Source organism: Klebsiella sp. 54, assembly GCF_018223875.1.
Lineage (GTDB): Bacteria > Pseudomonadota > Gammaproteobacteria > Enterobacterales > Enterobacteriaceae > Klebsiella > Klebsiella quasipneumoniae.
In genome coordinates this window covers 590,242-611,020 of record NZ_JAGRRA010000002.1, presented here as the reverse complement: position 1 = coordinate 611,020, position 20,779 = coordinate 590,242, and the positions used below count along the sequence as shown (strand labels likewise).

The 20,779-nt window shown below is 56.4% G+C and carries 24 protein-coding genes; 14 read left to right on the top strand and 10 right to left on the bottom strand.

What is annotated here, in order from left to right; genetic code table 11:
* Positions 1 to 4: 4 nt before the first annotated feature.
* Positions 5 to 928 carry an acyltransferase gene (locus KHQ24_RS04630; protein WP_074186554.1) on the top strand — a complete coding sequence of 308 codons (924 nt, stop codon included), beginning with the start codon at positions 5 to 7 and terminating at the stop codon, positions 926 to 928.
* Positions 929 to 944: 16 nt separating this feature from the next.
* Here KHQ24_RS04630 and KHQ24_RS04625 read toward each other — a convergent pair whose 3' ends face one another.
* Entirely contained in the window at positions 945 to 1,451 is a 507-nt protein-coding gene (locus tag KHQ24_RS04625; RefSeq protein ID WP_004886059.1) for a hypothetical protein, read from the bottom strand.
* Between the two features lie 53 nt (positions 1,452 to 1,504).
* Complete coding sequence (locus KHQ24_RS04620) at positions 1,505 to 1,801, bottom strand: hypothetical protein (RefSeq protein WP_165455318.1); 297 nt, start codon at positions 1,799 to 1,801, stop codon at positions 1,505 to 1,507.
* Positions 1,802 to 2,171: 370 nt separating this feature from the next.
* On the opposite strand from KHQ24_RS04620, the gene KHQ24_RS04615 reads away from it, so the two are divergent.
* Positions 2,172 to 2,384 carry a biofilm development regulator YmgB/AriR family protein gene (locus KHQ24_RS04615; protein ID WP_004886058.1) on the top strand — a complete coding sequence of 71 codons (213 nt, stop codon included), beginning with the start codon at positions 2,172 to 2,174 and terminating at the stop codon, positions 2,382 to 2,384.
* 82 nt (positions 2,385 to 2,466) lie between these two features.
* A complete protein-coding gene (locus KHQ24_RS04610; protein WP_211774475.1) occupies positions 2,467 to 3,021 on the top strand; it encodes a helix-turn-helix transcriptional regulator in 555 nt (184 codons plus the stop codon).
* Between the two features lie 41 nt (positions 3,022 to 3,062).
* Here the strand turns inward: KHQ24_RS04610 and KHQ24_RS04605 are convergent, their stop codons facing one another.
* Both KHQ24_RS04605 and KHQ24_RS04600 read right to left on the bottom strand, forming a co-directional pair.
* On the bottom strand, positions 3,063 to 3,797 hold the full coding sequence (locus tag KHQ24_RS04605) for a MerR family transcriptional regulator (protein WP_017899619.1): 735 nt from the start codon (positions 3,795 to 3,797) through the stop codon (positions 3,063 to 3,065).
* A gap of 154 nt (positions 3,798 to 3,951) precedes the next feature.
* Complete coding sequence (locus KHQ24_RS04600) at positions 3,952 to 5,163, bottom strand: diguanylate phosphodiesterase (protein WP_004886055.1); 1,212 nt, start codon at positions 5,161 to 5,163, stop codon at positions 3,952 to 3,954.
* Positions 5,164 to 5,490: 327 nt separating this feature from the next.
* Here KHQ24_RS04600 and ycgZ point away from each other — a divergent pair, with 327 nt between their 5' ends.
* The 3 genes from ycgZ (at position 5,491) to KHQ24_RS04585 (ending at position 6,484) form a co-directional block, all read left to right on the top strand.
* Entirely contained in the window at positions 5,491 to 5,736 is a 246-nt protein-coding gene (gene ycgZ, locus KHQ24_RS04595) for a regulatory protein YcgZ (protein WP_004151693.1), read from the top strand.
* Between the two features lie 124 nt (positions 5,737 to 5,860).
* Entirely contained in the window at positions 5,861 to 6,166 is a 306-nt protein-coding gene (locus tag KHQ24_RS04590) for a hypothetical protein (protein ID WP_017899616.1), read from the top strand.
* A 51-nt stretch (positions 6,167 to 6,217) separates the two neighbouring features.
* Complete coding sequence (locus tag KHQ24_RS04585) at positions 6,218 to 6,484, top strand: biofilm development regulator YmgB/AriR family protein (RefSeq protein WP_004886050.1); 267 nt, start codon at positions 6,218 to 6,220, stop codon at positions 6,482 to 6,484.
* 109 nt (positions 6,485 to 6,593) lie between these two features.
* Here the strand turns inward: KHQ24_RS04585 and pgl are convergent, their stop codons facing one another.
* On the bottom strand, positions 6,594 to 7,589 hold the full coding sequence (gene pgl, locus KHQ24_RS04580) for a 6-phosphogluconolactonase (RefSeq protein WP_194069286.1): 996 nt from the start codon (positions 7,587 to 7,589) through the stop codon (positions 6,594 to 6,596).
* 227 nt (positions 7,590 to 7,816) lie between these two features.
* Between pgl and KHQ24_RS04575 the strand changes: the two genes are divergently transcribed.
* Positions 7,817 to 8,635 (top strand): pyridoxal phosphatase, encoded by an 819-nt coding sequence (locus tag KHQ24_RS04575; protein WP_048323452.1) that lies wholly within the window; start codon positions 7,817 to 7,819, stop codon positions 8,633 to 8,635.
* On the opposite strand, the gene modC is transcribed toward KHQ24_RS04575, so the two are convergent.
* The 4 genes from modC to KHQ24_RS04555 form a co-directional block, all read right to left on the bottom strand.
* Positions 8,636 to 9,694, bottom strand: a complete 1,059-nt coding sequence (gene modC / locus KHQ24_RS04570) for a molybdenum ABC transporter ATP-binding protein ModC (RefSeq protein ID WP_135683169.1) — start codon at positions 9,692 to 9,694, stop codon at positions 8,636 to 8,638.
* Positions 9,695 to 9,696: 2 nt separating this feature from the next.
* Positions 9,697 to 10,386, bottom strand: a complete 690-nt coding sequence (gene modB, locus KHQ24_RS04565; protein ID WP_004886033.1) for a molybdate ABC transporter permease subunit — start codon at positions 10,384 to 10,386, stop codon at positions 9,697 to 9,699.
* On the bottom strand, positions 10,386 to 11,159 hold the full coding sequence (gene modA / locus KHQ24_RS04560; protein ID WP_004886031.1) for a molybdate ABC transporter substrate-binding protein: 774 nt from the start codon (positions 11,157 to 11,159) through the stop codon (positions 10,386 to 10,388). Before modA ends, modB begins: the two co-directional genes overlap by 1 nt.
* Before the next feature lie 142 nt (positions 11,160 to 11,301).
* Entirely contained in the window at positions 11,302 to 11,451 is a 150-nt protein-coding gene (locus tag KHQ24_RS04555; RefSeq protein ID WP_002895156.1) for an AcrZ family multidrug efflux pump-associated protein, read from the bottom strand.
* Between the two features lie 153 nt (positions 11,452 to 11,604).
* On the opposite strand from KHQ24_RS04555, the gene modE reads away from it, so the two are divergent.
* The 7 genes from modE (at position 11,605) to gpmA (ending at position 19,444) form a co-directional block, all read left to right on the top strand.
* Positions 11,605 to 12,393 carry a molybdenum-dependent transcriptional regulator gene (modE, locus tag KHQ24_RS04550; RefSeq protein WP_004886029.1) on the top strand — a complete coding sequence of 263 codons (789 nt, stop codon included), beginning with the start codon at positions 11,605 to 11,607 and terminating at the stop codon, positions 12,391 to 12,393.
* 67 nt (positions 12,394 to 12,460) lie between these two features.
* Positions 12,461 to 13,933 (top strand): molybdate ABC transporter ATP-binding protein ModF, encoded by a 1,473-nt coding sequence (gene modF, locus KHQ24_RS04545; protein WP_043521780.1) that lies wholly within the window; start codon positions 12,461 to 12,463, stop codon positions 13,931 to 13,933.
* A gap of 209 nt (positions 13,934 to 14,142) precedes the next feature.
* Positions 14,143 to 15,159, top strand: a complete 1,017-nt coding sequence (galE, locus tag KHQ24_RS04540; RefSeq protein ID WP_004886025.1) for a UDP-glucose 4-epimerase GalE — start codon at positions 14,143 to 14,145, stop codon at positions 15,157 to 15,159.
* Between the two features lie 9 nt (positions 15,160 to 15,168).
* Positions 15,169 to 16,215: a galactose-1-phosphate uridylyltransferase gene (galT, locus tag KHQ24_RS04535; protein ID WP_064178085.1), complete on the top strand. Its 1,047-nt coding sequence runs from the start codon at positions 15,169 to 15,171 to the stop codon at positions 16,213 to 16,215.
* Positions 16,216 to 16,217: 2 nt separating this feature from the next.
* Positions 16,218 to 17,366, top strand: a complete 1,149-nt coding sequence (galK, locus tag KHQ24_RS04530) for a galactokinase (protein ID WP_065696729.1) — start codon at positions 16,218 to 16,220, stop codon at positions 17,364 to 17,366.
* A complete protein-coding gene (gene galM, locus KHQ24_RS04525; RefSeq protein WP_117130214.1) occupies positions 17,360 to 18,403 on the top strand; it encodes a galactose-1-epimerase in 1,044 nt (347 codons plus the stop codon). Before galK ends, galM begins: the two co-directional genes overlap by 7 nt.
* A gap of 288 nt (positions 18,404 to 18,691) precedes the next feature.
* A complete protein-coding gene (gene gpmA, locus KHQ24_RS04520; protein ID WP_002895089.1) occupies positions 18,692 to 19,444 on the top strand; it encodes a 2,3-diphosphoglycerate-dependent phosphoglycerate mutase in 753 nt (250 codons plus the stop codon).
* 72 nt (positions 19,445 to 19,516) lie between these two features.
* On the opposite strand, the gene aroG is transcribed toward gpmA, so the two are convergent.
* Positions 19,517 to 20,569: a 3-deoxy-7-phosphoheptulonate synthase AroG gene (gene aroG, locus KHQ24_RS04515; RefSeq protein ID WP_057214035.1), complete on the bottom strand. Its 1,053-nt coding sequence runs from the start codon at positions 20,567 to 20,569 to the stop codon at positions 19,517 to 19,519.
* Positions 20,570 to 20,779: the final 210 nt, after the last annotated feature.

Below are 20,779 nucleotides of genomic sequence, written 5' to 3'. Positions count from 1 at the left end.
CTGTATGACAGCGGTGACTTTTTTCACCATCTATAACACCTGGGATCGCTTTGATTATGACTATCACTGGATCCTCGGGCTACTGACCTTCGTCTCGACCATCGCCACGCCGCTGTTTTTTGTGGTAGCCGGCTATCTTGATGCGCAGACGCGTCACGACGCCAACTGGCAAATTGGCAAAATTAAAAGCGTGGTGATCGTCTTTCTGTTTTGGATGACGGTCTATTATGTCTGGGAGCCTTATCAGCGCGGCTACCTGATCCAGCCCTGGTTTATTTTCGCCCTGATCGTCATCTATACCTTCCATCCCCTGATTGCCTGGCTCAGTCAGCGGCGCGGCCTGTTTTTCACCGTGGTCCTGACGCTGCTGTGCTGCTCTTATGGTTACGACCTGCTCTCAGTGCTCTATCCGGAAAGACATCTTTTCAGCCTGGCGCCGCAGTATCGTCTGTGGACATGGCTACTTTTTTATTTAACCGGGCAGTTGTTTAACGATCCGCGAGTCACGGAGTGGATACGCGACCCGCGGGTCATTAAAGGTTCGATTATCGCCCTGCCCTTTGTCTATTTATTTACCTGGTTTTATGAGCGCCACTTTTTCTTCGCGCTGTTTAAAGCCGATCGCAATGCGTTCATTCTCACGGGGTCGCAGATTTATATTCTGATCGTCCTGCTGGTGATCGCCGCTAACGCCGTGCAGTTTAAAAAGAACCGCGAGCTGAAGGAGGCGGTGCTGGCGACGGTTAGCAAAGCGATGACCGGGGTCTATATTCTGCACTACTCCGTTTTTCACCTGCTGGTGATGCTGATCCCTATACACTCGTTAGCCACCAAGCTGGGAGTGATTGCGCTAACGTTTGTCCTGTCGGTGCTCATTTCCCTTGCGGCGCTCTCCAGTACGCTGCTCAAGAAGGTGATAACCCTGTAATCGACAACGCGGCGATTTAGCGGAAGCTCCACTGAATGCTGATCACAAACACGCTGGGAATAATGATGCCACTCTCAAGAGCGAAATAGTCGGTAAAGTTGTACTGTATGGCATGGTAAATATAAGGTGAAAAGCCGATCCCGGTGGCATCCTTAAAATCTTTATAGGAGCCATGATCGCCGCAATGCTCGAAGGCGTCGAAGAAGAATTCGCCGGTATAGCCGTAAACGCCTTTGAAGGTCCATCCGCTGCCGTTGTGGTACCAGTCTCTTCTCACGCCCAGCGCCAGGCAGCGATCGTCGAAGCTATTATTCATAGTGCCAATCAGCAGACTGTATTTCGAGTCTTCTGAGAATTTACGTTCCACTGAGAAAAAGTGGTTTTCGAAATTCTCAGTATATTGCCCATGGTTATTGGTCAAATGGTAAACATAGGAACCGGTATTCATCGAATAGAGGTTAATCTCTTTCGCCTGCGCGAGAGTCGCTAACCCGGCCAGGAGCATTACGGTTCTACCGCGCATTTTCCCTCCTCAGTCTTCAAGGCCTGTCCATGGACAGATAGCTTCTGCCATATTTATCCGTCGGGACAAGGGGAAAAGCCCGAGAGGGAAATGGGGGAAAGATAACGATGCCCAACCGCCACATCGTTATTAAAAAGCGTAGCACACCCCTTATCCGCCAACAAACTGAGCAAACCGACAACGAAATGACCGATGTGTTTCCCTTTACCTAATTGTGCAAAAAAAAGACAAAACCTCACCTGCTTTTCGTTATGATTAGCGTCCGACGCGGAAGAAAGCCACCTGTCGACGACAGAGTTGCTGTGTACCCCTTCCTGCGTCGGCGCTATTTCATCCAGCACGCCGGTCAAAACATCACCTTCTCATTATCGTCAGCCTCTTCCCGCCAGTTTTACAAAGGTATCTTGCACAAACCGGATTTTATGTACAAGTAATGCAAACAACAAAATTCTTTAAAATCAATTAATTAATACAAAATACAAAAATAAGTCGTTCCGTTGTACATATAGTCCTGAAAAAAGTTGTACATAGCAGAATCACCGTCTATAGTTTTGGAGTGTTAACTGCTTGTTGCGCAACGAAGCGGGGATGTTTAACGGTGGCGCGGCAAGTCAGGCGGTGGTTCCTGGTTTTGCATTTCCTGTTCGTGACTTAGCGCGTACCAATGGTACGTAGCGACTTTTATTGTCAGTTTGCGTTATACGTGGGAGAGTTCGAGCTATGCATATTAAAAATACCATTCCAGCAGAGTTTGTCTTCAATTCGGCCCTGATGAAGAATATTGAAAATACGCTCATTAAGCAGCACAGAACGATAAATAATGAGCGGATGATTACGGAAATCCAGCATCGCCTGCAAACGGAAAGTAATGAAATACTTTCCGACCTCTATTTGCAGGCGCTGGATATGCTGTCCAGCAAACCTCATCATTAATTAACCCCGCGGAGCTGGCAGCAGGCTCAACCCTGCGGTGCCGGCACGCCTGGGTCTCTATCGGCTAACTGAGGCAAATAAAATGTCACACCATAATACCTGCTATCGTACTGAACATTACGATCTGTGGTTTGATAATCGTTTTCTTCTCTACGGGATGTCGCTGATCCTGAATAGTCTGCCGGCAACTTACTTTCGCAAAAAACATGTTTTCTTTACCAGCGACAATTATTTCGCAGTACTGCAGCACAACTATAACCGTCGGGATACGTTATTTATTCTGTTAACCGAAGGCAACGATCTTAATTTTCTGAGTGAACTGCCTATGCTGCGCTTACCGGCCGATTCAACGCCGGAAGAGTTAAAGATATTTCTGCACCAGCCCACCCGCTACTATAAAACCCACCCGGCGCCGGGCGCCTCGGTGCAGTTTACCGAGCGGGAAAAGAAAGTGATTCAACTTATCAGCAATGGCGAAGCGGTCGCCAGCATTGGCCGGTCGCTGAATCTGCATATTAAAACCATTTATCAGATCCGGCTGAATCTGATTAAAAAGCTCGGCTGTAGCGGTAGGACCGATTTTTTTAATATCAGCCGCAGCGAAACCTTTAAATCCTGGAGCCAGATCCACCTGTAACCCGGCGCGTTAGCCCCGGTCTGCTTTGCGGATCGGGGCGATTAATTATTACCGTGAAAATGGATGCTGAAGCCCTGCTCTTGCCAGTGGCTGAGCAGCTCTTCCTGCAGAGGGGTGGCAGCGCGTCCGGTCCAGACGAAGATATGCTGGCCGGGAAACAGCTCGGGCCGCGGCGACTCCAGCGGTTCGGCGAGGACGTTGACGTGCCAGCCACGCTGGGAAAGACGCCATGCCTCCAGCCACAGACGGGTCCTGTCCTCATTGCTCCAGCCCACCAGCAGCGTCTCCCTGCCGTTCTTCTTACGCGCTTCGGCAAGAAACAGCGCCACGCAGTCAATCAACAGACCATCCAGCATACTGCTAATCACCAGCGAGGTATTCTGATCGAGCTTCAGACGCTGACGTACCGGCACTAACAGGCTATCGATGAGCGTGTCGACGGGGTGTTGATGGCTTAGCGCCATTAATTTGGCACGGATTCTGGCAGGCTGCATATAACGCAGAATGGACATCATCTCTTCCTGAAGATGCGCGGATTCGTCGCGCGCCGCCGGCAGGTTATCCTCCAGCAGCGCTTTAACTTTCCCTACTGATACACCACGCTCTATCCAGCGCTTGATCTCTTCAATGCGCAGGATATCTTCTTCATCAAATTGTCGATGCCCGCCTTCGCTACGCTGCGGCTTCAGTAGCCCGTAACGACGCTGCCAGGCGCGCAGGGTGACCGGATTGATTCCGCAACGTTCGGCGACTTCACCGATACTGTAAAACGCCATAGCAGCCTCACATCAACCTGATACTTTAATACCTAAACTAACGAATTCAGGCATCCTGTACAACTCTATTTTCTTGTACAGATAAAGATATCAGGTTGTGGCTCACAGCGCTTGGGAAAAAGATGAAAAAATAATTAGCTGATTTCGAGATGGATCATTTTTTCTCTGGCCAGGCGACGGCAGGCAAGCCCCCCAGGCGCGCGCTGGCGAACAAATTCCCCTGAAACTGTGAAATACCGGCTGATTCCAGCCACATCCACTCTTCAGCGCGCTCAACGCCGACGGCTGAGACCGCAATCTCCAGTGAAAAACAGCATTTGATAATCGCCTGTACAATCGACTGGCGCGGCCCATCCTGGTGGATATTGCGGATCAGCTCATGGTCGATTTTAATTCTGTCGGGCTGGTATTGCGCCAGCAGTGACAGCCCCGCAAACCCGGCGCCGAAGTGATCGATGGCGAGATTGATGCCCGCCCCCTTTAGCTTTCGCACCGCATCGGTAAAATCATCCATCCGCGAAATCACTTCCCGCTCGGTAAACTCGACAATAATCTGCTCAGGAATAAGATCATTACGCTGAATTTGATCGAGCAGGAAACCCACCGCGTTCGGCGCTTTAACCAGCGTCATCGGTAGTAGATTAATACTTAACGCCTTATTACGTAAGCCTAATTTCCCTGCCAGCGACAGCGCCACCCGTTTACTGTGCAGATCGGCGAGATAAATGTCGTCCCCGGAAAGCCCGGCAAAATAGGCGCCAGGCGACTGGCCGTCCGGTGCGCGTAACAGCGCTTCCCACGAAATAATTTCGCAGGCGAAAGGGTCGACGATCGGCTGGAAGGCAAAGGACCAGCTTTCCTTATTATCAATTATCGGGGTATCAGGATAGAAAGTATTCTGATCGGGGATGAATACCCAGCTGTCAGCGGAAGGAATCTCAAAATAGTTCGCTTTTTCCGTTGATTCGACGAAGGTGCGGAAAAATTGCAGTGCCCGGTCGTCATAGGTGAGCTGATATTTTGAGGTCCCGCGGTCCATCACCGTCTGCAGCACTTCCTCGCGATCATGTTCGCGTAAATCAAACAGTTCCATGCCGACATTACCGAAACGGCGGGACGGCGCATAGTCGCACAGAAGCTCCACCAGGTTATAGTGGCGGGGATCGCGGCAAATATGCTGATAAATATCCCGAACCTTTTCTTCAGGCCCCTCAATGAGTTGAAAAAAATGCGTCCCGTTAAAAAGTAAAATACCGGTGACGTCCGCCTGCCCATTTCTTTCGTTTGCCCTGGCGACCATGGCCTCGATCGATTTGAATGAGACATTGTCGCAGATATGGCTGCGATAAATGATGGTGGTTAGCATAGTGATTCCAGATGGGAGGGTAAGCATTCACAGTAGCAGTTATCAGGCTAATCGTCTTGTAAAACTAGGTTTTGTCTTAACAAAAAAGATACACTAAAAATCCCTTTTTTGTGCAAGGCTTTTTCATTTTTCTTTTCTTGTACAACATGCAACGCTAAACCCTACCTTCACAAGCCAGAAACACACTAAACATAAAAAATTAACCGATTATAAATCAAAATGTTAACACGTTTTGAATCATTTCTGTGCAACTTTGTGTGTACAGGTTAATAAATATTGTATAAGTTTAATGGCAGTTAACAGATGAATGAAATGAAAGGAGCACATATGCAGCAGAATGGTTACATTCCAGATACAGCGAACGCAATTGCCCAGTATTTCAACAAAGCATCGTTACCTTCCCAGCAGGAAACGCTGGGTCAGATTGTGATGGATATTCTCAACGAAGGGCGTCATCTCAACCGCAAAGCGCTGTGCACCAAACTGTTGAGCCGCCTCGACCGCGCCCGTGCCCCCGAGGAAGAGAGTCACTATCAGACCTTAATTGGTCTGCTGTTTGCCGGTCAGGAATAACGTCATCGATCGTCGCCTGTTGCGCCGCAGTAGCAGATGAGGGGCGATCGCTTCCACAAACCTGCTGCTGACCTGAATGCCCGTTCGCAGGTTCAGGGAGAGAGTGGCATGCAGAGAGACGGTTATGAATAGCAGTGAAACTGAGGAAATCACCGATGAGATCATCGGCGAGGCGGTGCTCGCGCTTCTGAAAACGAATCGCCCGATTACCACCCCGACCCTGCTGGTTCGACTTCGGTTGATGCAGGCGACAGAGTCAGACCGACAGCGAAGAAAGCTCATCGCTGCCGTGATCGAAGAAATTTGCGCGAAGCTTGCCCGTCAGCGCAAGCAAGCGCCTTTGCAGGTAAAGAAAATCAATGGCCGTTGGGAAACCCGAGGTTCGCCGACACAAAGCGCCATGGCGCTGGAAGGTAAAAAGATCCACTGAGTCTCCCAACCATGGTGAATAACACAGAGTGAGAATGTGATGAGACAGACTATGCATCAGCAACCCGATATTTACGCAGGACTGCAGGACACCGCGCTCTCCGACTATTTCCGTAACGCCGGTGATAAGCTGGTTGATGAGTCCGCCGTGATGTCGCTGGCCATCAACAGTATTCTCCAGTCCGAGGGTCACCTGAACAATAAGGCCATTATTTTATGGCTGATTCAGGCGCTGGAAAGCACCGATGACGTGGTGACCGCAGACGTGATCCGTAAAACGCTGGAGATTGTCGTCGGCTACACCATGGACGATATCTAAGGTTTTCACGCTTCAGGTCTACCAGGGCAACACCTTCCCTACAGAGCCTGTCCGCTCTGATCAAAAAAACCTCGCTCACGCGAGGTTTTTTCTTTTACCGCCTGACGGATCAGTGAGCGTTGACCACCACCCACATCGGTCCCTGCCCGACCGCATAGCGGCCTTTCTCCTGCAGCAGCCCCTGCTCGCCGGTAATTTCGTACACCGCGATATGGTGCGACTTCTGCCCGGCGGCAATCAGATACTTACCGCTGTGATCGAGATTAAAGCCGCGCGGCTGGGTCTCGGTCGGCTGATAGCCTTCCACCGCCAGCACGCTACCATCTTCCGACACGCTGAACACCGTGATGATGCTGGCGGTACGATCGCAGGCGTACAAATGACGCCCGTCCGGAGTGATATGAATATCCGCCGCCCAGCGCACGCCGGTGAAATCAGGCGGCATCATATCCAGAGTTTGTACACATTCGATGTTGCCATTCGGGTCTTTCAGCTCCCAAACGTCAACGGAGCTGTTGAGTTCATTGACGCAATAACCATACTGCTGGTTCGGATGGAACACCATGTGGCGCGGACCCGCCCCCTCGACGGTGGTGACTTCCGCTGGCTCCTGGGCGGAGAGGAAACCATCTTCGCTGAGGGTAAACAGGCAGATGCGATCCTGCTTCAGCGCCGGCACCCACAGGGTACGGTTGTCCGGGGAGATATTGGCCGAGTGGCAGCCTTCCAGCCCTTCCACCACGGTGATAGTTTCACCCGGCAGGCCATCCTGCAGCGGGGTCACGCTGACGCAGCCCTGATTGTAGGAGGCGCTGAAGACAAAGCGGCCATGATGATCGGTAGAAATGTGGGTCGGGCTGCCCGGCAGCGCCGCTTCCCCCGCAAAGGTCAACGCCCCGTTATCCGGCGTGATGCGATAAGCTAACACGCGAAACTCCGGACGAACGCCAACGTACAGATACTCCTTATTGGGACTGACCACCATCGGCTGGACCTGACCCGGGGCATCAACCACCTGCACCAGCCTCAGTTTGCCGTCCGCTTCAAGACTCCAGACGTGGATTTGTTGGCTTTCCGGGCTGGCGGTATAAACGGTTTGTTTCATGACTACTCCTTCCCTCACTGCACGTGGATTTTTCATTTTCAGGATAACAGCACCCTGAAAATTATAAGACATCCGCCCATGATACTCGCATCGCCGACCGAATTACCGACGGAAGGCGGCACAAAGGGCATACAGACATTCACGGCAGATGTGGAAAAATTGGTCCTGACGCCACGGCGGTGTACCATCATGGCCAGGTACTTTTCAACATCAACCGGAAATAACACATGACAACACGCGTGATTGCCCTGGATTTAGACGGCACCCTGCTTACCAGCAAAAAAACCATCCTGCCCGCTTCGCTGGAAGCGCTGGCCCGCGCCAGAGAGGCGGGCTACCAGGTGATCGTCGTTACCGGACGTCATCACGTCGCTATTCATCCTTTTTATCAGGCACTGGCCCTCGATACACCTGCAATTTGTTGTAATGGCACTTATTTGTATGATTATCACGCAAAAAAGGTTTTGGCGGCCGATCCTATGTCGGTGGAACACGCGGTAAGCCTCACCGCCATGCTCGCCGAACAGCAGATCCACGGTCTGGCCTATGTGGATGACGCGATGCTTTACGAACAGCCCACCGGGCATGTGATCCGCACCCGCAACTGGGCGCTGGCGCTACCGGAGGATCAGCGCCCGGTCTTCAGCCAGGTCGACTCGCTGGCGCAGGCGGTCCGCGAGGTCAAGGCGGTATGGAAATTCGCCCTCACCGACGATGACATTCCCCGTCTGCAGCGCTTTGCGCAGGAGGTCGGCGAGACGCTGGGCCTGGCGTGCGAATGGTCGTGGCACGACCAGGTGGATATTGCCCGCGCCGGCAACAGCAAAGGCAAACGTCTGGCGCAGTGGGTCGCTGACCAGGGGCTGTCGATGCAGAATGTGGTGGCCTTCGGCGATAACTACAACGATCTGAGTATGCTGGAAGCAGCAGGCACCGGGGTGGCGATGGGCAATGCGGTGGACGAGGTCAAAGCCCGCGCCAACGTGGTCATCGGGGACAATGAGTCCGCCAGCATCGCCGAGTTTATCTACCGTCAGCTGCTGTGATCAGGCGGCGATCGACACGCTTTTGATCTGGGCAAACACCTGCTGGCCTGGCGCTATCGCCAGGTCATCCCGCGCCCACGGGCTGATTCGAGCCCACAGAGGATGGCCGCTCACCCTGAGCTGAACCTCGATCTGTCCGTTGACCTCCAGACACTGAACCACCTCGGCGCGCAAGATGTTGCGGATGCTGGTGACGGACGGCTGGGCCAGCACCAGCGAAACATCCGACGCCTGAATGCGGATCCGCGCGGTATCACCTGCGGGACGTTCGAGCCGGTTGACCCACAGCATTTGATCCCCCAGCGTCAGCGCGGTCATCGCGTACTGCGGATGCTGCGCGGCGATGGTGGCGCTGAGGATCGTACTCTGCTGTTCCGCCGGCAGCCAGGGGTGCATCACGCTGCTGCTCCAGACCTCCTCCAGCGGACCGAAAGCCTTCACCTTACCGGCCTCCAGCACCAGAACGCGATCGGCCAGATGCTGGATCTCGTCCAGCGAGTGGCTGACGTAAAGCATCGGAATATGGATCTCCTGCGCCAGCCGCTGCAGATAGGGTAACAGTTCGCGTTTGCGCGGAATATCCAGCGAGGCCAGCGGCTCGTCCAGCAGCAGCAGCTCCGGCGCGGTCAGCAGAGCGCGGCCGATGGCTACACGCTGCTTTTCGCCGCCGGATAACCGGCCAGGCAGGCGATCCAGCAAAGGAGCGATCCCCAGCAGCTCCACCAGCTTATCGAACTGGCTGACCATGGATTTCGCCATGCCGTACTGCAGATTGCCGCGCACTTTATAGTGGGGAAACAGGCGCGCATCCTGAAAGACATAGCCGATCCGCCGCTGCTCCGGCGCCAGGCAGATACGCTGCGCGGTGTCGTTCAGCACCCTGCCGTTGAGCACGATCCGCCCCGCCTGCGGCCGGGTCAGGCCGCTGATAGCGTTGATCAACGACGTTTTCCCGGCGCCGGAGACGCCAAAGATGGCGGTGATCCCGCTGCTGGGCAGCGTTTCACGGATCTGCAGACAGTGGCTGCCGAGGGTCTGGGTAAAGTCCAGCTCCAGCATCATTATCCTCCTATGCGCTGGCGGCTCACGCGGGCCAGCCATTCTGATATCAAGAGCGAGACCAGCGCCAGGCCGATAGCGATGAGGCACAGGCGAGCCGCCGCCCCCTCCCCGCCCGGAGTCTGGATCAGGGTGTACATCGCCGAAGGCAGGGTACGCGTTTCGCCGGGAATATTGGAGACGAAGGTGATGGTCGCGCCAAATTCCCCTAACGAGCGGGCGAAGGCCAGCACCGTGCCAACAATAATTCCCGGCAGAGTCAGCGGCAGCGTAATGGTGAAAAATACCCGCCAGCGGCTGGCCCCGAGGGTTCTCGCCGCCTGCTCCAGTTTGATGTCCACCCCCTCCAGCGCCAGGCGGATGGCGCGCACCATCAGCGGGAAAGACATCACCGCCGCCGCCAGCACCGCCCCGCGCCAGCTGAAGGCAAAGCTGATGCCGAACCAGTCATACAGCCAGCTGCCAATAAACCCGCGCCGCCCCATGGCCACCAGCAGCAGATATCCCACCACCACCGGCGGCAGCACCAGCGGCAGATGGAGAAGGCTGTCGAGCAGCGCCTTGCCGGGGAAGGTGCGCCTGACCAGCAGCCAGGAAAAAAAGATGCCAAAGGGCAGGCTCAAGGCCACCGCCAGGGAGGAGACTTTCAGGCTCAGCAGCACCGCCTGCCATTCGGGTTCGCTCAGAAACATCAGCGGGTGGTAAATCCGTAACGTTGGAAAATCGCGGACGCTTCCGGCCCTTTCAGGTAGTCATAGAAAGCGCTCACGGCCGCATTGCGGTGGCCATCGACAATCGCCAGCGGGTATTCGACTTTCTGATGCGACGCCTCCGGGAAGGTGCCCACCACTTTCACCCCTTTGCTGGCCACAGCATCCGATCCGTAGACGATGCCCAACGGCGCTTCGCTACGCTCCACCAGCGCCAGCGCGCCGCGCACGTCTTCCGCCGGCGCAAGCTTCGGCGACAGGGTCTCCCAGGCGCCCAGTTTCTGCAGCGCTTCTTTGGCGTAGATCCCTGCCGGAACGTGCTGCGGATCGCCCACCGCCAGACGGCCCCCTTTCAGCAGGCTGGTCCAGTCGGTTTTCTCATCAATGGTAATCGCACCCTGCGCGCTGGCTTTCGGCGCCACCACCACCAGGCTGTTGCCAAGCAGGGTGGCGCGGGTCGCCGGATCGATGGCCTTTTTGTCAGCCGCGTAGTCCATCCACTTTTGATCGGCGGAGATAAACAGATCCGCCGGGGCGCCTGCTTCAATCTGCCGCGCCAGCGTCGACGACGAGGCAAACGACGAGACGACCTCGACGTTTTTCTCTTTCTTATACGCCTGGGCGATATCCTGCATCGCGTTGGTTAACGATGCGGCGGCGAAAACGGTCACTTTCCCCTCTGCCGCCAGCGCCTGACCCGCGACGCACAGCGTGAGTGATACCCCGATAACCCCGCGTAACCAAGAACCTGCCATCTGAATCTCCTGTCAATGCGTTATGTATTCGACAATATAACGATATGCAGAGCATTTTTATAGTGACACAGGACAATAAAACGAAGGGAAATGATACAGGAGGGAAATAGCACAGCGCCCGGTTAAACCGGGCGCCGGGAAATCAATGATTTTGCTGGCTGCGATCTTTGTGGCCTACGCCGGAGAAGAGGTTGAACACTTCGCCAAGACCGTAAATCAATCCCAGGATGACCGCCATCACCACCGGTACCATGATGACCGCAAAAACCAGACTTTTCAAAAGCTCTAACATGGTTCACTCCAGATAGTATGATTTGCTGATTGTAACGGTTTCAGCCGAAAAAACACGCCCCATTTGTGCGGTGGGTAATGACAAAACCGCGCACAGAGGTTTTGCAACTGGGTGACTATCGGTCACAATACGCTTTTTTGTCAGGAAACGATTATGCAGGCTGAAATTCTTCTCACCCTTAAGCTACAGCAGCGCCTGTTTGCCGACCCCCGGCGGATCGCCCTGCTCAAACAGATTGACCAGACCGGCTCGATAAGCCAGGGGGCGAAGCACGCGGGCATCAGCTATAAAAGCGCGTGGGATGCCATCAACGAGATGAACCAGCTCAGCGAACAGCCGCTGGTGGATCGCGCCACCGGCGGCAAAGGCGGCGGCGGCGCGGTGCTGACCCGCTACGGGCAGCGTCTGATCCAACTGTACGATCTGCTGGCGCAGATCCAGCAGAAAGCGTTTGATGTGCTCAGCGATGACGACGCCCTGCCACTGGACAGCCTGCTGGCGGCCATCTCGCGCTTTTCCCTGCAGACCAGCGCCCGCAACCAGTGGTTCGGCACCATTACCGGCCGCGATCGCCAGCAGGTGCAGCAGCACGTTGAGGTGCTGCTGGCCGACGGTCAGACCCGCCTGAACGTCGCCATTACCGCCCAGAGCGCTGAAAAGCTGGGGCTCGATGAGGGCCAGGAGGTGCTGGTTCTGTTGAAAGCGCCCTGGGTCGGCATCACCCTCGACCCGGCGGTGGCCCGCCAGGCCGAAAACCAGCTGTCGGGTCGTATCAGCCATATCGAATGCGGCTCCGGGCAGTGCGAAGTGCTGATGACCCTCGCGGACGGCCAGACCCTGTGCGCCACTCTGCCACAGGCGCAGACGTCTGGCCTGACGGAAGGGACGGAGGCGATCGCTTACTTCAACGCCGATCGCATCATTCTCGCTACGTTATGCTGACCCCATTGACATTGCGCGCCTGAAGTCGTATCCCTGATGCACATCGCTGCAAAAAATGGGATACATCATGTCATCATTGCAAATTTCGCAAGGCACGTTTCGCCTGAGCGATACAAAAACCTTAAAAATAGACCACCTGAGCGTGGCGGCGGGTGAAAGCTGGGCGTTCGTCGGCAGCAACGGCAGCGGCAAATCCGCCCTCGCGCGAGCCCTGGCCGGTGACCTGACCCTGCTCAGCGGTCAGCGCGAAAGCCACTTCTCCCGCGTAACACGTCTCTCCTTCGAACAGCTGCAGAAGCTGGTCAGCGACGAGTGGCAGCGCAATAACACCGACCTGCTCAGCCCCGGAGAAGAAGATACCGGCCGCACCACTGCGGAGATTATTCAGGACGAGGTGAAAGATCCTGCCCGCTGCGCGCAGCTTGCCGAACAGTTTGCCATCAGCGCCCTGTTGGACCGCCGCTTTAAGTATCTGTCCACTGGCGAAACGCGTAAGACCCTGCTGTGCCAGGCCCTGATGAGCGATCCGCAACTGCTGATCCTCGACGAGCCTTTCGACGGCCTCGACGTCAACTCCCGCCAGCAGTTGGCCGCGCTGCTGGCCGACCTGCATCGCGCCGGCCTCACCCTGGTGCTGGTGCTCAACCGCTTCGATGAGATCCCGGAGTTTGTGCAATACGCCGGCGTGCTGGCTGATTGCCTCCTCAGCGAGACCGGCGAGAAGCGCGCTCTTCTGCAGCAGGCGCTGGTCGCTCAGCTGGCGCACAGTGAAAAACTGGACGGCATCACCCTACCGGAGCCAGATGTACCACCAGCCCGTCATGCGCTGGCAGACTCGGCGCCGCGTATCGTGCTCAATGACGGCGTGGTCTCCTACAACGATCGTCCGGTCATCAACCATCTCTCATGGACCGTGAGCCCGGGCGAACACTGGCAGATCGTCGGCCCCAACGGCGCCGGTAAATCCACGCTGCTGAGCCTTATCACCGGCGATCATCCGCAGGGCTACAGCAACGATCTCACCCTCTTTGGCCGCCGCCGCGGCAGCGGCGAGACCATCTGGGATATTAAAAAGCATATCGGCTACGTCAGCAGCAGCCTGCATCTGGACTACCGGGTCAGCACCAACGTCCGCAACGTTATTCTGTCGGGCTATTTTGACTCGATCGGCATTTATCAGGCGGTGTCCGATAAACAGCATAAGCTGGTGCAGCAATGGCTGGATATTCTCGGCATCGATAAGCGCACCGCCGACGCGCCGTTTCACAGCCTGTCGTGGGGCCAGCAGCGGCTGGCGCTTATCGTTCGCGCGCTGGTCAAGCATCCAACCCTGCTGATCCTCGATGAACCTCTGCAGGGGCTGGATCCCCTCAATCGCCAGCTGGTACGCCGCTTTGTCGACGTCCTGATTGGCGAAGGCACCACGCAGCTGCTGTTTGTCTCGCACCATGCGGAAGATGCCCCGGACTGTATTACCCATCGCCTGGCATTCGTTCCCAGTGGAGACGGTTACACTTATCAGCTCGGCCCCGTGGCCTGACGCCTCCTGCCGGGGATCGAAAGATCCCTGGTATTTTTCAGAAAAATAGCGCCAACCTAATATAACCAATTGTATATAAAACAAAATAAATTAAATGATGTCGTTTCACCCTCAAGTGTAAACGATTCCACTAACTTGTTCTGTGTCACACTTTTCACTTCTTTGATATGCTATCTTCCTCATACACGATAAGCCGAATGGAGCGAATCATGAAAGTTCTGGTTACAGGTGGTAGCGGTTACATTGGAAGTCATACCTGCGTTCAACTGCTGCAGCAGGGGCATGAGGTGGTGATCCTCGACAATCTCTGCAACAGCAAGCGCAGCGTACTGCCGGTGATTGAGCGTCTCGGCGGCAAAAAAGCCACCTTCATTGAAGGCGATATTCGTAATGAAGCGCTGATGACCGAGATCCTCCACGACCACGCCATTGAAGCGGTGATCCACTTCGCCGGGCTGAAGGCCGTCGGGGAGTCCGTCGCCAAACCGCTGGAATATTACGACAATAACGTCACCGGCACACTGAAATTAGTCTCCGCCATGCGCGCCGCGGGCGTGAAGAACTTCATCTTTAGCTCCTCCGCCACCGTCTACGGCGACCAGCCGAAAATCCCGTATGTCGAAAGCTTCCCGACTGGCACCCCGCAAAGCCCCTACGGTAAAAGCAAACTGATGGTGGAGCAGATCCTGACCGACCTGCAGAAAGCCCAGCCGGAGTGGAGCATTGCCCTGCTGCGCTACTTCAACCCGGTCGGCGCCCATCCGTCGGGCGACATGGGTGAAGACCCGCAGGGGATCCCGAATAACCTGATGCCCTACATCGCCCAGGTCGCCGTTGGCCGTCGCGAATCGCTGGCCGTGTTTGGTAACGACTACCCGACCGAAGATGGCACCGGCGTGCGCGATTATATCCACGTGATGGACCTCGCCGACGGTCACGTCGCGGCCATGGAAAAACTGGCTGACAAAGCCGGGGTCCATATCTACAACCTTGGCGCCGGCGTCGGCAGCAGCGTGCTCGACGTGGTCAATGCTTTCAGCAAGGCCTGCGGCAAACCGATTAACTACCATTTCGCGCCGCGCCGCGATGGCGACCTCCCGGCCTACTGGGCGGATGCCGCCAAGGCCGACCGCGAGCTGAACTGGCGCGTGACGCGCAACCTGGACGAAATGGCGCAGGACACCTGGCACTGGCAGTCCCGCCATCCGCAGGGTTATCCAGACTAAGGAACCTTCATGAGCGTATTTAACCCCGTTGACCATCCGCATCGTCGTTATAACCCGTTAACCGGGCAGTGGATTCTGGTTTCTCCGCATCGCGCCAAGCGCCCCTGGCAGGGGGCGCAGGAAACGCCGGCAAAACAGACCTTGCCGGCCCACGATCCGGACTGTTTCCTGTGCCCGGGCAACACCCGGGTCACCGGCGACACGAATCCGAATTACACCGGTACCTACGTGTTTACCAACGACTTTGCGGCCCTGATGACCGACACCCCGGACGCCCCGGAGAGTGACGATCCGCTGATGCGCTGCCAGAGCGCGCGCGGCACCAGTCGGGTGATCTGCTTCTCGCCAGACCACAGCAAAACGCTGCCGGAGCTGAGCCTTGAAGCGCTGGAAGGCGTGGTTAAAGCGTGGCAGGAACAGAGCGCGGACCTTGGAAAAAGCTATCCGTGGGTACAGGTCTTTGAAAATAAAGGGGCAGCGATGGGCTGCTCCAACCCGCACCCGCACGGTCAGGTGTGGGCCAACAGCTTCCTGCCCAATGAAGCGGAACGGGAAGACCGTCTGCAGAAAGAATATTACGCCAGCCAGGGCCAGCCAATGCTGCTGGACTATGCCCGGCGCGAACTGGCCGACGGCAGCCGCACCGTGGTCGACACCGAGCACTGGCTGGCGGTCGTGCCCTACTGGGCCGCGTGGCCGTTTGAAACGCTGCTGCTGCCGAAAGCGCCCGTGCAGCGTATTACCGATCTCACCGACGCCCAGCGCAGCGATCTGGCGCTGGCGTTGAAAAAGCTGACCAGCCGTTACGACAACCTGTTCCAGTGCTCATTCCCCTACTCCATGGGCTGGCACGGCGCGCCGTTTAACGACGAAAACCATAACCACTGGCAGCTCCACGCCCACTTTTATCCGCCGCTGCTGCGATCCGCGACGGTCCGCAAGTTTATGGTTGGCTACGAAATGCTGGCCGAAACGCAGCGCGATCTGACCGCCGAGCAAGCTGCTGAACGACTGCGCGCCGTCAGCGACGTCCATTTTCGTGAATCCGGAGTGTAATGATGAGTCTGAAAGAGAAAACCCAAACCCTGTTTGCTGAGGCCTTCGGTTACCCGGCCAGCCATGTCATTCAGGCGCCAGGCCGCGTCAACCTGATCGGCGAGCATACCGATTACAACGACGGCTTTGTGCTGCCCTGCGCTATCGACTACCAGACGGTGATCAGCTGTGCGCCGCGCGACGATCGTACCGTGCGGGTGATTGCCGCCGATTACGACAATCAGAGCGATGAATTCTCTCTCGACGCGCCGATTATCAGCCACGACACCCAGCAGTGGTCGAACTATGTCCGCGGCGTGGTGAAGCATCTGCAGCAGCGGAACAGCCACTTCGGCGGCGCGGATCTGGTGATCAGCGGCAATGTGCCGCAGGGTGCGGGGTTAAGCTCCTCAGCCTCGCTGGAAGTCGCCGTCGGCACCGTGTTCCAGCAACTGTATCATCTGCCGCTGGATGGCGCGCAAATCGCCCTCAACGGCCAGGAGGCGGAAAACCAGTTCGTCGGCTGCAACTGCGGCATCATGGATCAGCTGATTTCGGCGCTGGGCAAAAAAGACCATGCGCTGCTGATCGACTGCCGTTCTCTGGGCACCAAAGCCGTCTCGATGCCGAAAGGCGTGGCGGTGGTCATCATCAACAGCAACTTTAAGCGCACCCTCGTCGGCAGCGAGTACAACACCCGTCGTGAACAGTGCGAGACCGGCGCGCGCTTCTTCCAGCAGCCCGCTCTGCGCGATGTCACCCTTCAGCAATTCAACGCCGTCGCCCATGAGCTGGATCCGGTCGTCGCGAAGCGGGTACGCCATGTGCTGACGGAGAATGCCCGCACCGTGGAAGCCGCCAGCGCCCTCGAAAAAGGCGACCTGAAGCGGATGGGCGAGCTGATGGCCGAATCCCACGCCTCGATGCGCGATGATTTCGAGATCACCGTCCCGCAGATCGACACCCTGGTGGAGATCGTCAAGGCGACAATCGGCGATAAAGGCGGCGTGCGCATGACCGGCGGCGGCTTTGGCGGCTGCGTGGTAGCGCTGGTCCCGGAAGATCTGGTCGATACCGTGCAGCAGGCCGTTGCCAACGAGTATGAAGCGAAAACCGGAATTAAAGAGACGTTCTATGTCTGCAAACCGTCACAGGGGGCTGGCCAATGGTAACACAAACCACCGCGCTGGCGCCGGACGGCCAGCCATGGCAGCAGGTAACCCTGCGCAATAAGGCGGGGATGACCGTCACCGTGGCGGACTGGGGCGCAACGCTGCTCAGCGCCGAGGTGCCGCTGGCCGATGGCAGCCTGCGCCGCCCGCTGCTGGGCTGCGCGAAGCTGGAGGACTATGCCCGCCAGGCCGCGTTTCTTGGCGCCTCGGTAGGCCGCTACGCCAACCGCATCGGCAATAGCCGCTTCCCGCTTGACGGCCAGCTCGTCAACGTTACGCCTTCAAACGACGCGGGCCACCAGCTCCACGGCGGCCCCGAAGGGTTTGATAAACGTCGCTGGCGCATCGTCCGCGCCGACGAGCAGGAAGTGCTCTTCGCCCTGACCTCGCCCGATGGCGATCAAGGCTTTCCCGGCACGCTGCAGGCCACCGCGCACTATCGTCTGACCGACGATAACCGCATCGCGATTACCTATCGCGCCACCGTGGATAAACCCTGCCCGGTGAACATGACCAATCACGTCTATTTCAACCTCGACGGTGACCAGGGCGACGTGCGCCAGCACCAGTTGCAGATCCTCGCCCAGAGGTATCTGCCGGTGGAAAGCGACGGTATCCCGGGTGGTGAACTCAAAGATGTTGCTAACACCAGCTTTGATTTCCGCCAGCCGAAAACCATCGCCGCCGACTTCCTCGCCGACGCCGATCAGCAAAAGGTGAAGGGATACGATCATGCCTTCCTGCTGGACGCCAGAGGCGACGCCAGCCAGCCTGCGGCGCAGGTCTGGTCGCAGGACGGCAAGCTGCAGATGACGGTCTATACCTCCGCTCCGGCGCTGCAGTTTTACTCCGGCAACTATCTCGGCGGCACCCCGTCGCAGACGACAGAGCCCTACGCCGACTGGCAGGGGCTGGCGCTGGAAAGCGAATTCCTCCCGGATTCGCCGAATCATCCGGAATGGCCGCAGCCGGACTGTGTGTTACGTCCGGGCCAGGAGTACGTCAGCCTGACGGAATATCAGTTTATCGCCCGATAATCGCCAGCGCCCTCCGCCGGGGGCGCTGCTTTTCGTCCCCCCTCCTCTCTGGCGCCTCTTTTTTCAGCAACCTGCTCTATTTTCCGTCACCAAAGGGCAAAAAAATAACCTGTGTTTTACAAGCACCTTACACTGAGCCACTATTTTCGCTATGGTTAGGGATAAGCATTGCCGTGAGCCAAATCACGGCAATATAATGAGAATAGTTATCAATCAATAACACATACACCAACATATTCAGCGCACCGTTCGCGGCGCGAGGGATGGCGTGTAGAGAGGAGTAAGAGAATGGCTGTAACTAAGCTGGTACTGGTTCGTCATGGCGAAAGCCAGTGGAACAACGAAAACCGCTTCACCGGTTGGTACGACGTTGATCTGTCCGAGAAAGGCGTTAGCGAAGCGAAAGCGGCAGGTAAACTGCTGAAGGCTGAAGGCTTCAGCTTTGATTTTGCTTATACCTCCGTGCTGAAACGTGCCATCCATACCCTGTGGAACGTACTGGACGAACTGGATCAGGCCTGGCTGCCGGTTGAGAAATCCTGGAAGCTGAACGAGCGTCATTACGGCGCGCTGCAGGGCCTGAACAAAGCGGAAACCGCTGAGAAATACGGTGACGAGCAGGTTAAACAGTGGCGTCGCGGCTTCGCTGTCACTCCGCCGGAGCTGACCAAAGACGACGAGCGCTACCCGGGCCACGATCCGCGCTATGCAAAACTGACCGACGCGGAACTGCCGACCACTGAAAGCCTGGCGCTGACCATCGACCGCGTCGTGCCTTACTGGAACGAAACCATTCTGCCGCGCCTGAAAAGCGGTGAGCGCGTGATCATCGCCGCTCACGGTAACTCCCTGCGCGCGCTGGTGAAATACCTCGACAACATGGGCGAAGACGAGATCCTCGAACTGAACATCCCGACCGGCGTACCGCTGGTGTATGAGTTCGATGAAAACTTCAAGCCGATCAAACATTACTATCTGGGCAATGCGGAAGAGATCGCGGCGAAAGCGGCTGCCGTCGCCAACCAGGGTAAAGCGAAGTAATTTCCCCGGTCAAAACAAAAAAGCGTGGAAATCTCCACGCTTTTTTTATGACCTGCGCTAACGCAGAGTAGCTTAGCCGCGACGGGTTTTGACTGCTTCCGCCAGCTGACGCAGGATCGTGTCGGTATCCTCCCAGCCGATGCAGGCGTCGGTGACGCTCTTGCCGTAGGTCAGCGGTTCACCGCTCTCGAGGCTCTGGTTGCCTTCCACCAGATGGCTTTCAATCATCACGCCCATAATGGCGCGCTCGCCGCCGGCAATCTGCTGGCATACGTCGGCGCCCACTTCCATCTGCTTCTTGAACTGCTTGCTGGAGTTGGCATGGCTGAAGTCGATCATTACCTGGGCCGGAAGACCCGCTTTCGCCAGACCGATTTTCACTTCCGCCACGTGCTTCGCGCTGTAGTTCGGCTCTTTGCCGCCGCGCAGAATAATATGGCAGTCGCCGTTGCCGCTGGTATTAACGATAGCGGAGTGGCCCCACTTGGTGACCGACAGGAAACAGTGCGGCGCGCCGGCGGCGTTAATCGCGTCGATAGCCACCTTGATGGTGCCATCGGTACCATTCTTAAAGCCCACCGGGCAGGAGAGCCCCGAGGCGAGCTCGCGGTGAACCTGAGATTCGGTGGTACGCGCCCCAATGGCGCCCCAGCTCATCAGATCGGCGACATACTGCGGGGTGATCATATCGAGGAATTCCCCCGCCGCCGGCAGACCGCTGTCGTTAATGTCCAGCAGCAGTTTGCGCGCAATGCGCAACCCGTCGTTGATGCGGAAGCTGTTATCCATATGGGGATCGTTGATAAGCCCTTTCCAGCCGACGGTGGTGCGCGGTTTCTCAAAATAGACGCGCATGACGATCTCGAGCTCGCCCTTCAACGCCTCGCGCAGGGTCAGCAGACGGGAAGCGTACTCTTTCGCCGCCGCCGGGTCGTGAATAGAACAAGGCCCAATCACCACCAGCAGGCGGTCATCATCGCCTTTGAGGATCTGGTGGATCGCTTTGCGAGCATGTGCAACGGTGTTTGCAGCATTTTCGGTAGCAGGGAATTTTTCCAGGAGCGCAACGGGAGGTAATAATTCGTTGATCTCTTTAATGCGTAAATCGTCGTTCTGATAATTCATCTTCTTTCCAGCGTTGCCATACTTATTCAATGAAATGCAATCCCTCCAATCTATCTCTTCGCTGAAATAGTGTAAACGTGATTTTACAGTAGTGATGGAATAATCCTGGAAATAGGCAAAAATACGCCATAAAGTAGCGAAAGCAGGCTCATGAACTACAATATTTAACTGTTAAAGCTAATTAAGTCTTACGTTTCAGGATTATATAGT

Bases quoted from the DNA above. Each gene is read 5' to 3' on its own strand.
- KHQ24_RS04630 (WP_074186554.1), top strand. From the start codon at position 5: ATGACAGCGGTGACTTTTTTCACCATCTATAACACCTGGGATCGCTTT.
- KHQ24_RS04625 (WP_004886059.1), bottom strand. From the start codon at position 1,451: ATGCGCGGTAGAACCGTAATGCTCCTGGCCGGGTTAGCGACTCTCGCG.
- KHQ24_RS04575 (WP_048323452.1), top strand. From the start codon at position 7,817: ATGACAACACGCGTGATTGCCCTGGATTTAGACGGCACCCTGCTTACC.
- KHQ24_RS04600 (WP_004886055.1), bottom strand. From the start codon at position 5,163: ATGCTAACCACCATCATTTATCGCAGCCATATCTGCGACAATGTCTCA.
- modF (WP_043521780.1), top strand. From the start codon at position 12,461: ATGTCATCATTGCAAATTTCGCAAGGCACGTTTCGCCTGAGCGATACA.
- modA (WP_004886031.1), bottom strand. From the start codon at position 11,159: ATGGCAGGTTCTTGGTTACGCGGGGTTATCGGGGTATCACTCACGCTG.
- KHQ24_RS04610 (WP_211774475.1), top strand. From the start codon at position 2,467: ATGTCACACCATAATACCTGCTATCGTACTGAACATTACGATCTGTGG.
- aroG (WP_057214035.1), bottom strand. From the start codon at position 20,569: ATGAATTATCAGAACGACGATTTACGCATTAAAGAGATCAACGAATTA.
- KHQ24_RS04585 (WP_004886050.1), top strand. From the start codon at position 6,218: ATGCATCAGCAACCCGATATTTACGCAGGACTGCAGGACACCGCGCTC.
- modB (WP_004886033.1), bottom strand. From the start codon at position 10,386: ATGTTTCTGAGCGAACCCGAATGGCAGGCGGTGCTGCTGAGCCTGAAA.
- pgl (WP_194069286.1), bottom strand. From the start codon at position 7,589: ATGAAACAAACCGTTTATACCGCCAGCCCGGAAAGCCAACAAATCCAC.
- galK (WP_065696729.1), top strand. From the start codon at position 16,218: ATGAGTCTGAAAGAGAAAACCCAAACCCTGTTTGCTGAGGCCTTCGGT.
- KHQ24_RS04555 (WP_002895156.1), bottom strand. From the start codon at position 11,451: ATGTTAGAGCTTTTGAAAAGTCTGGTTTTTGCGGTCATCATGGTACCG.
- KHQ24_RS04590 (WP_017899616.1), top strand. From the start codon at position 5,861: ATGAATAGCAGTGAAACTGAGGAAATCACCGATGAGATCATCGGCGAG.
- modC (WP_135683169.1), bottom strand. From the start codon at position 9,694: ATGCTGGAGCTGGACTTTACCCAGACCCTCGGCAGCCACTGTCTGCAG.
- galE (WP_004886025.1), top strand. From the start codon at position 14,143: ATGAAAGTTCTGGTTACAGGTGGTAGCGGTTACATTGGAAGTCATACC.
- KHQ24_RS04605 (WP_017899619.1), bottom strand. From the start codon at position 3,797: ATGGCGTTTTACAGTATCGGTGAAGTCGCCGAACGTTGCGGAATCAAT.
- galT (WP_064178085.1), top strand. From the start codon at position 15,169: ATGAGCGTATTTAACCCCGTTGACCATCCGCATCGTCGTTATAACCCG.
- ycgZ (WP_004151693.1), top strand. From the start codon at position 5,491: ATGCAGCAGAATGGTTACATTCCAGATACAGCGAACGCAATTGCCCAG.
- galM (WP_117130214.1), top strand. From the start codon at position 17,360: ATGGTAACACAAACCACCGCGCTGGCGCCGGACGGCCAGCCATGGCAG.
- gpmA (WP_002895089.1), top strand. From the start codon at position 18,692: ATGGCTGTAACTAAGCTGGTACTGGTTCGTCATGGCGAAAGCCAGTGG.
- modE (WP_004886029.1), top strand. From the start codon at position 11,605: ATGCAGGCTGAAATTCTTCTCACCCTTAAGCTACAGCAGCGCCTGTTT.
- KHQ24_RS04615 (WP_004886058.1), top strand. From the start codon at position 2,172: ATGCATATTAAAAATACCATTCCAGCAGAGTTTGTCTTCAATTCGGCC.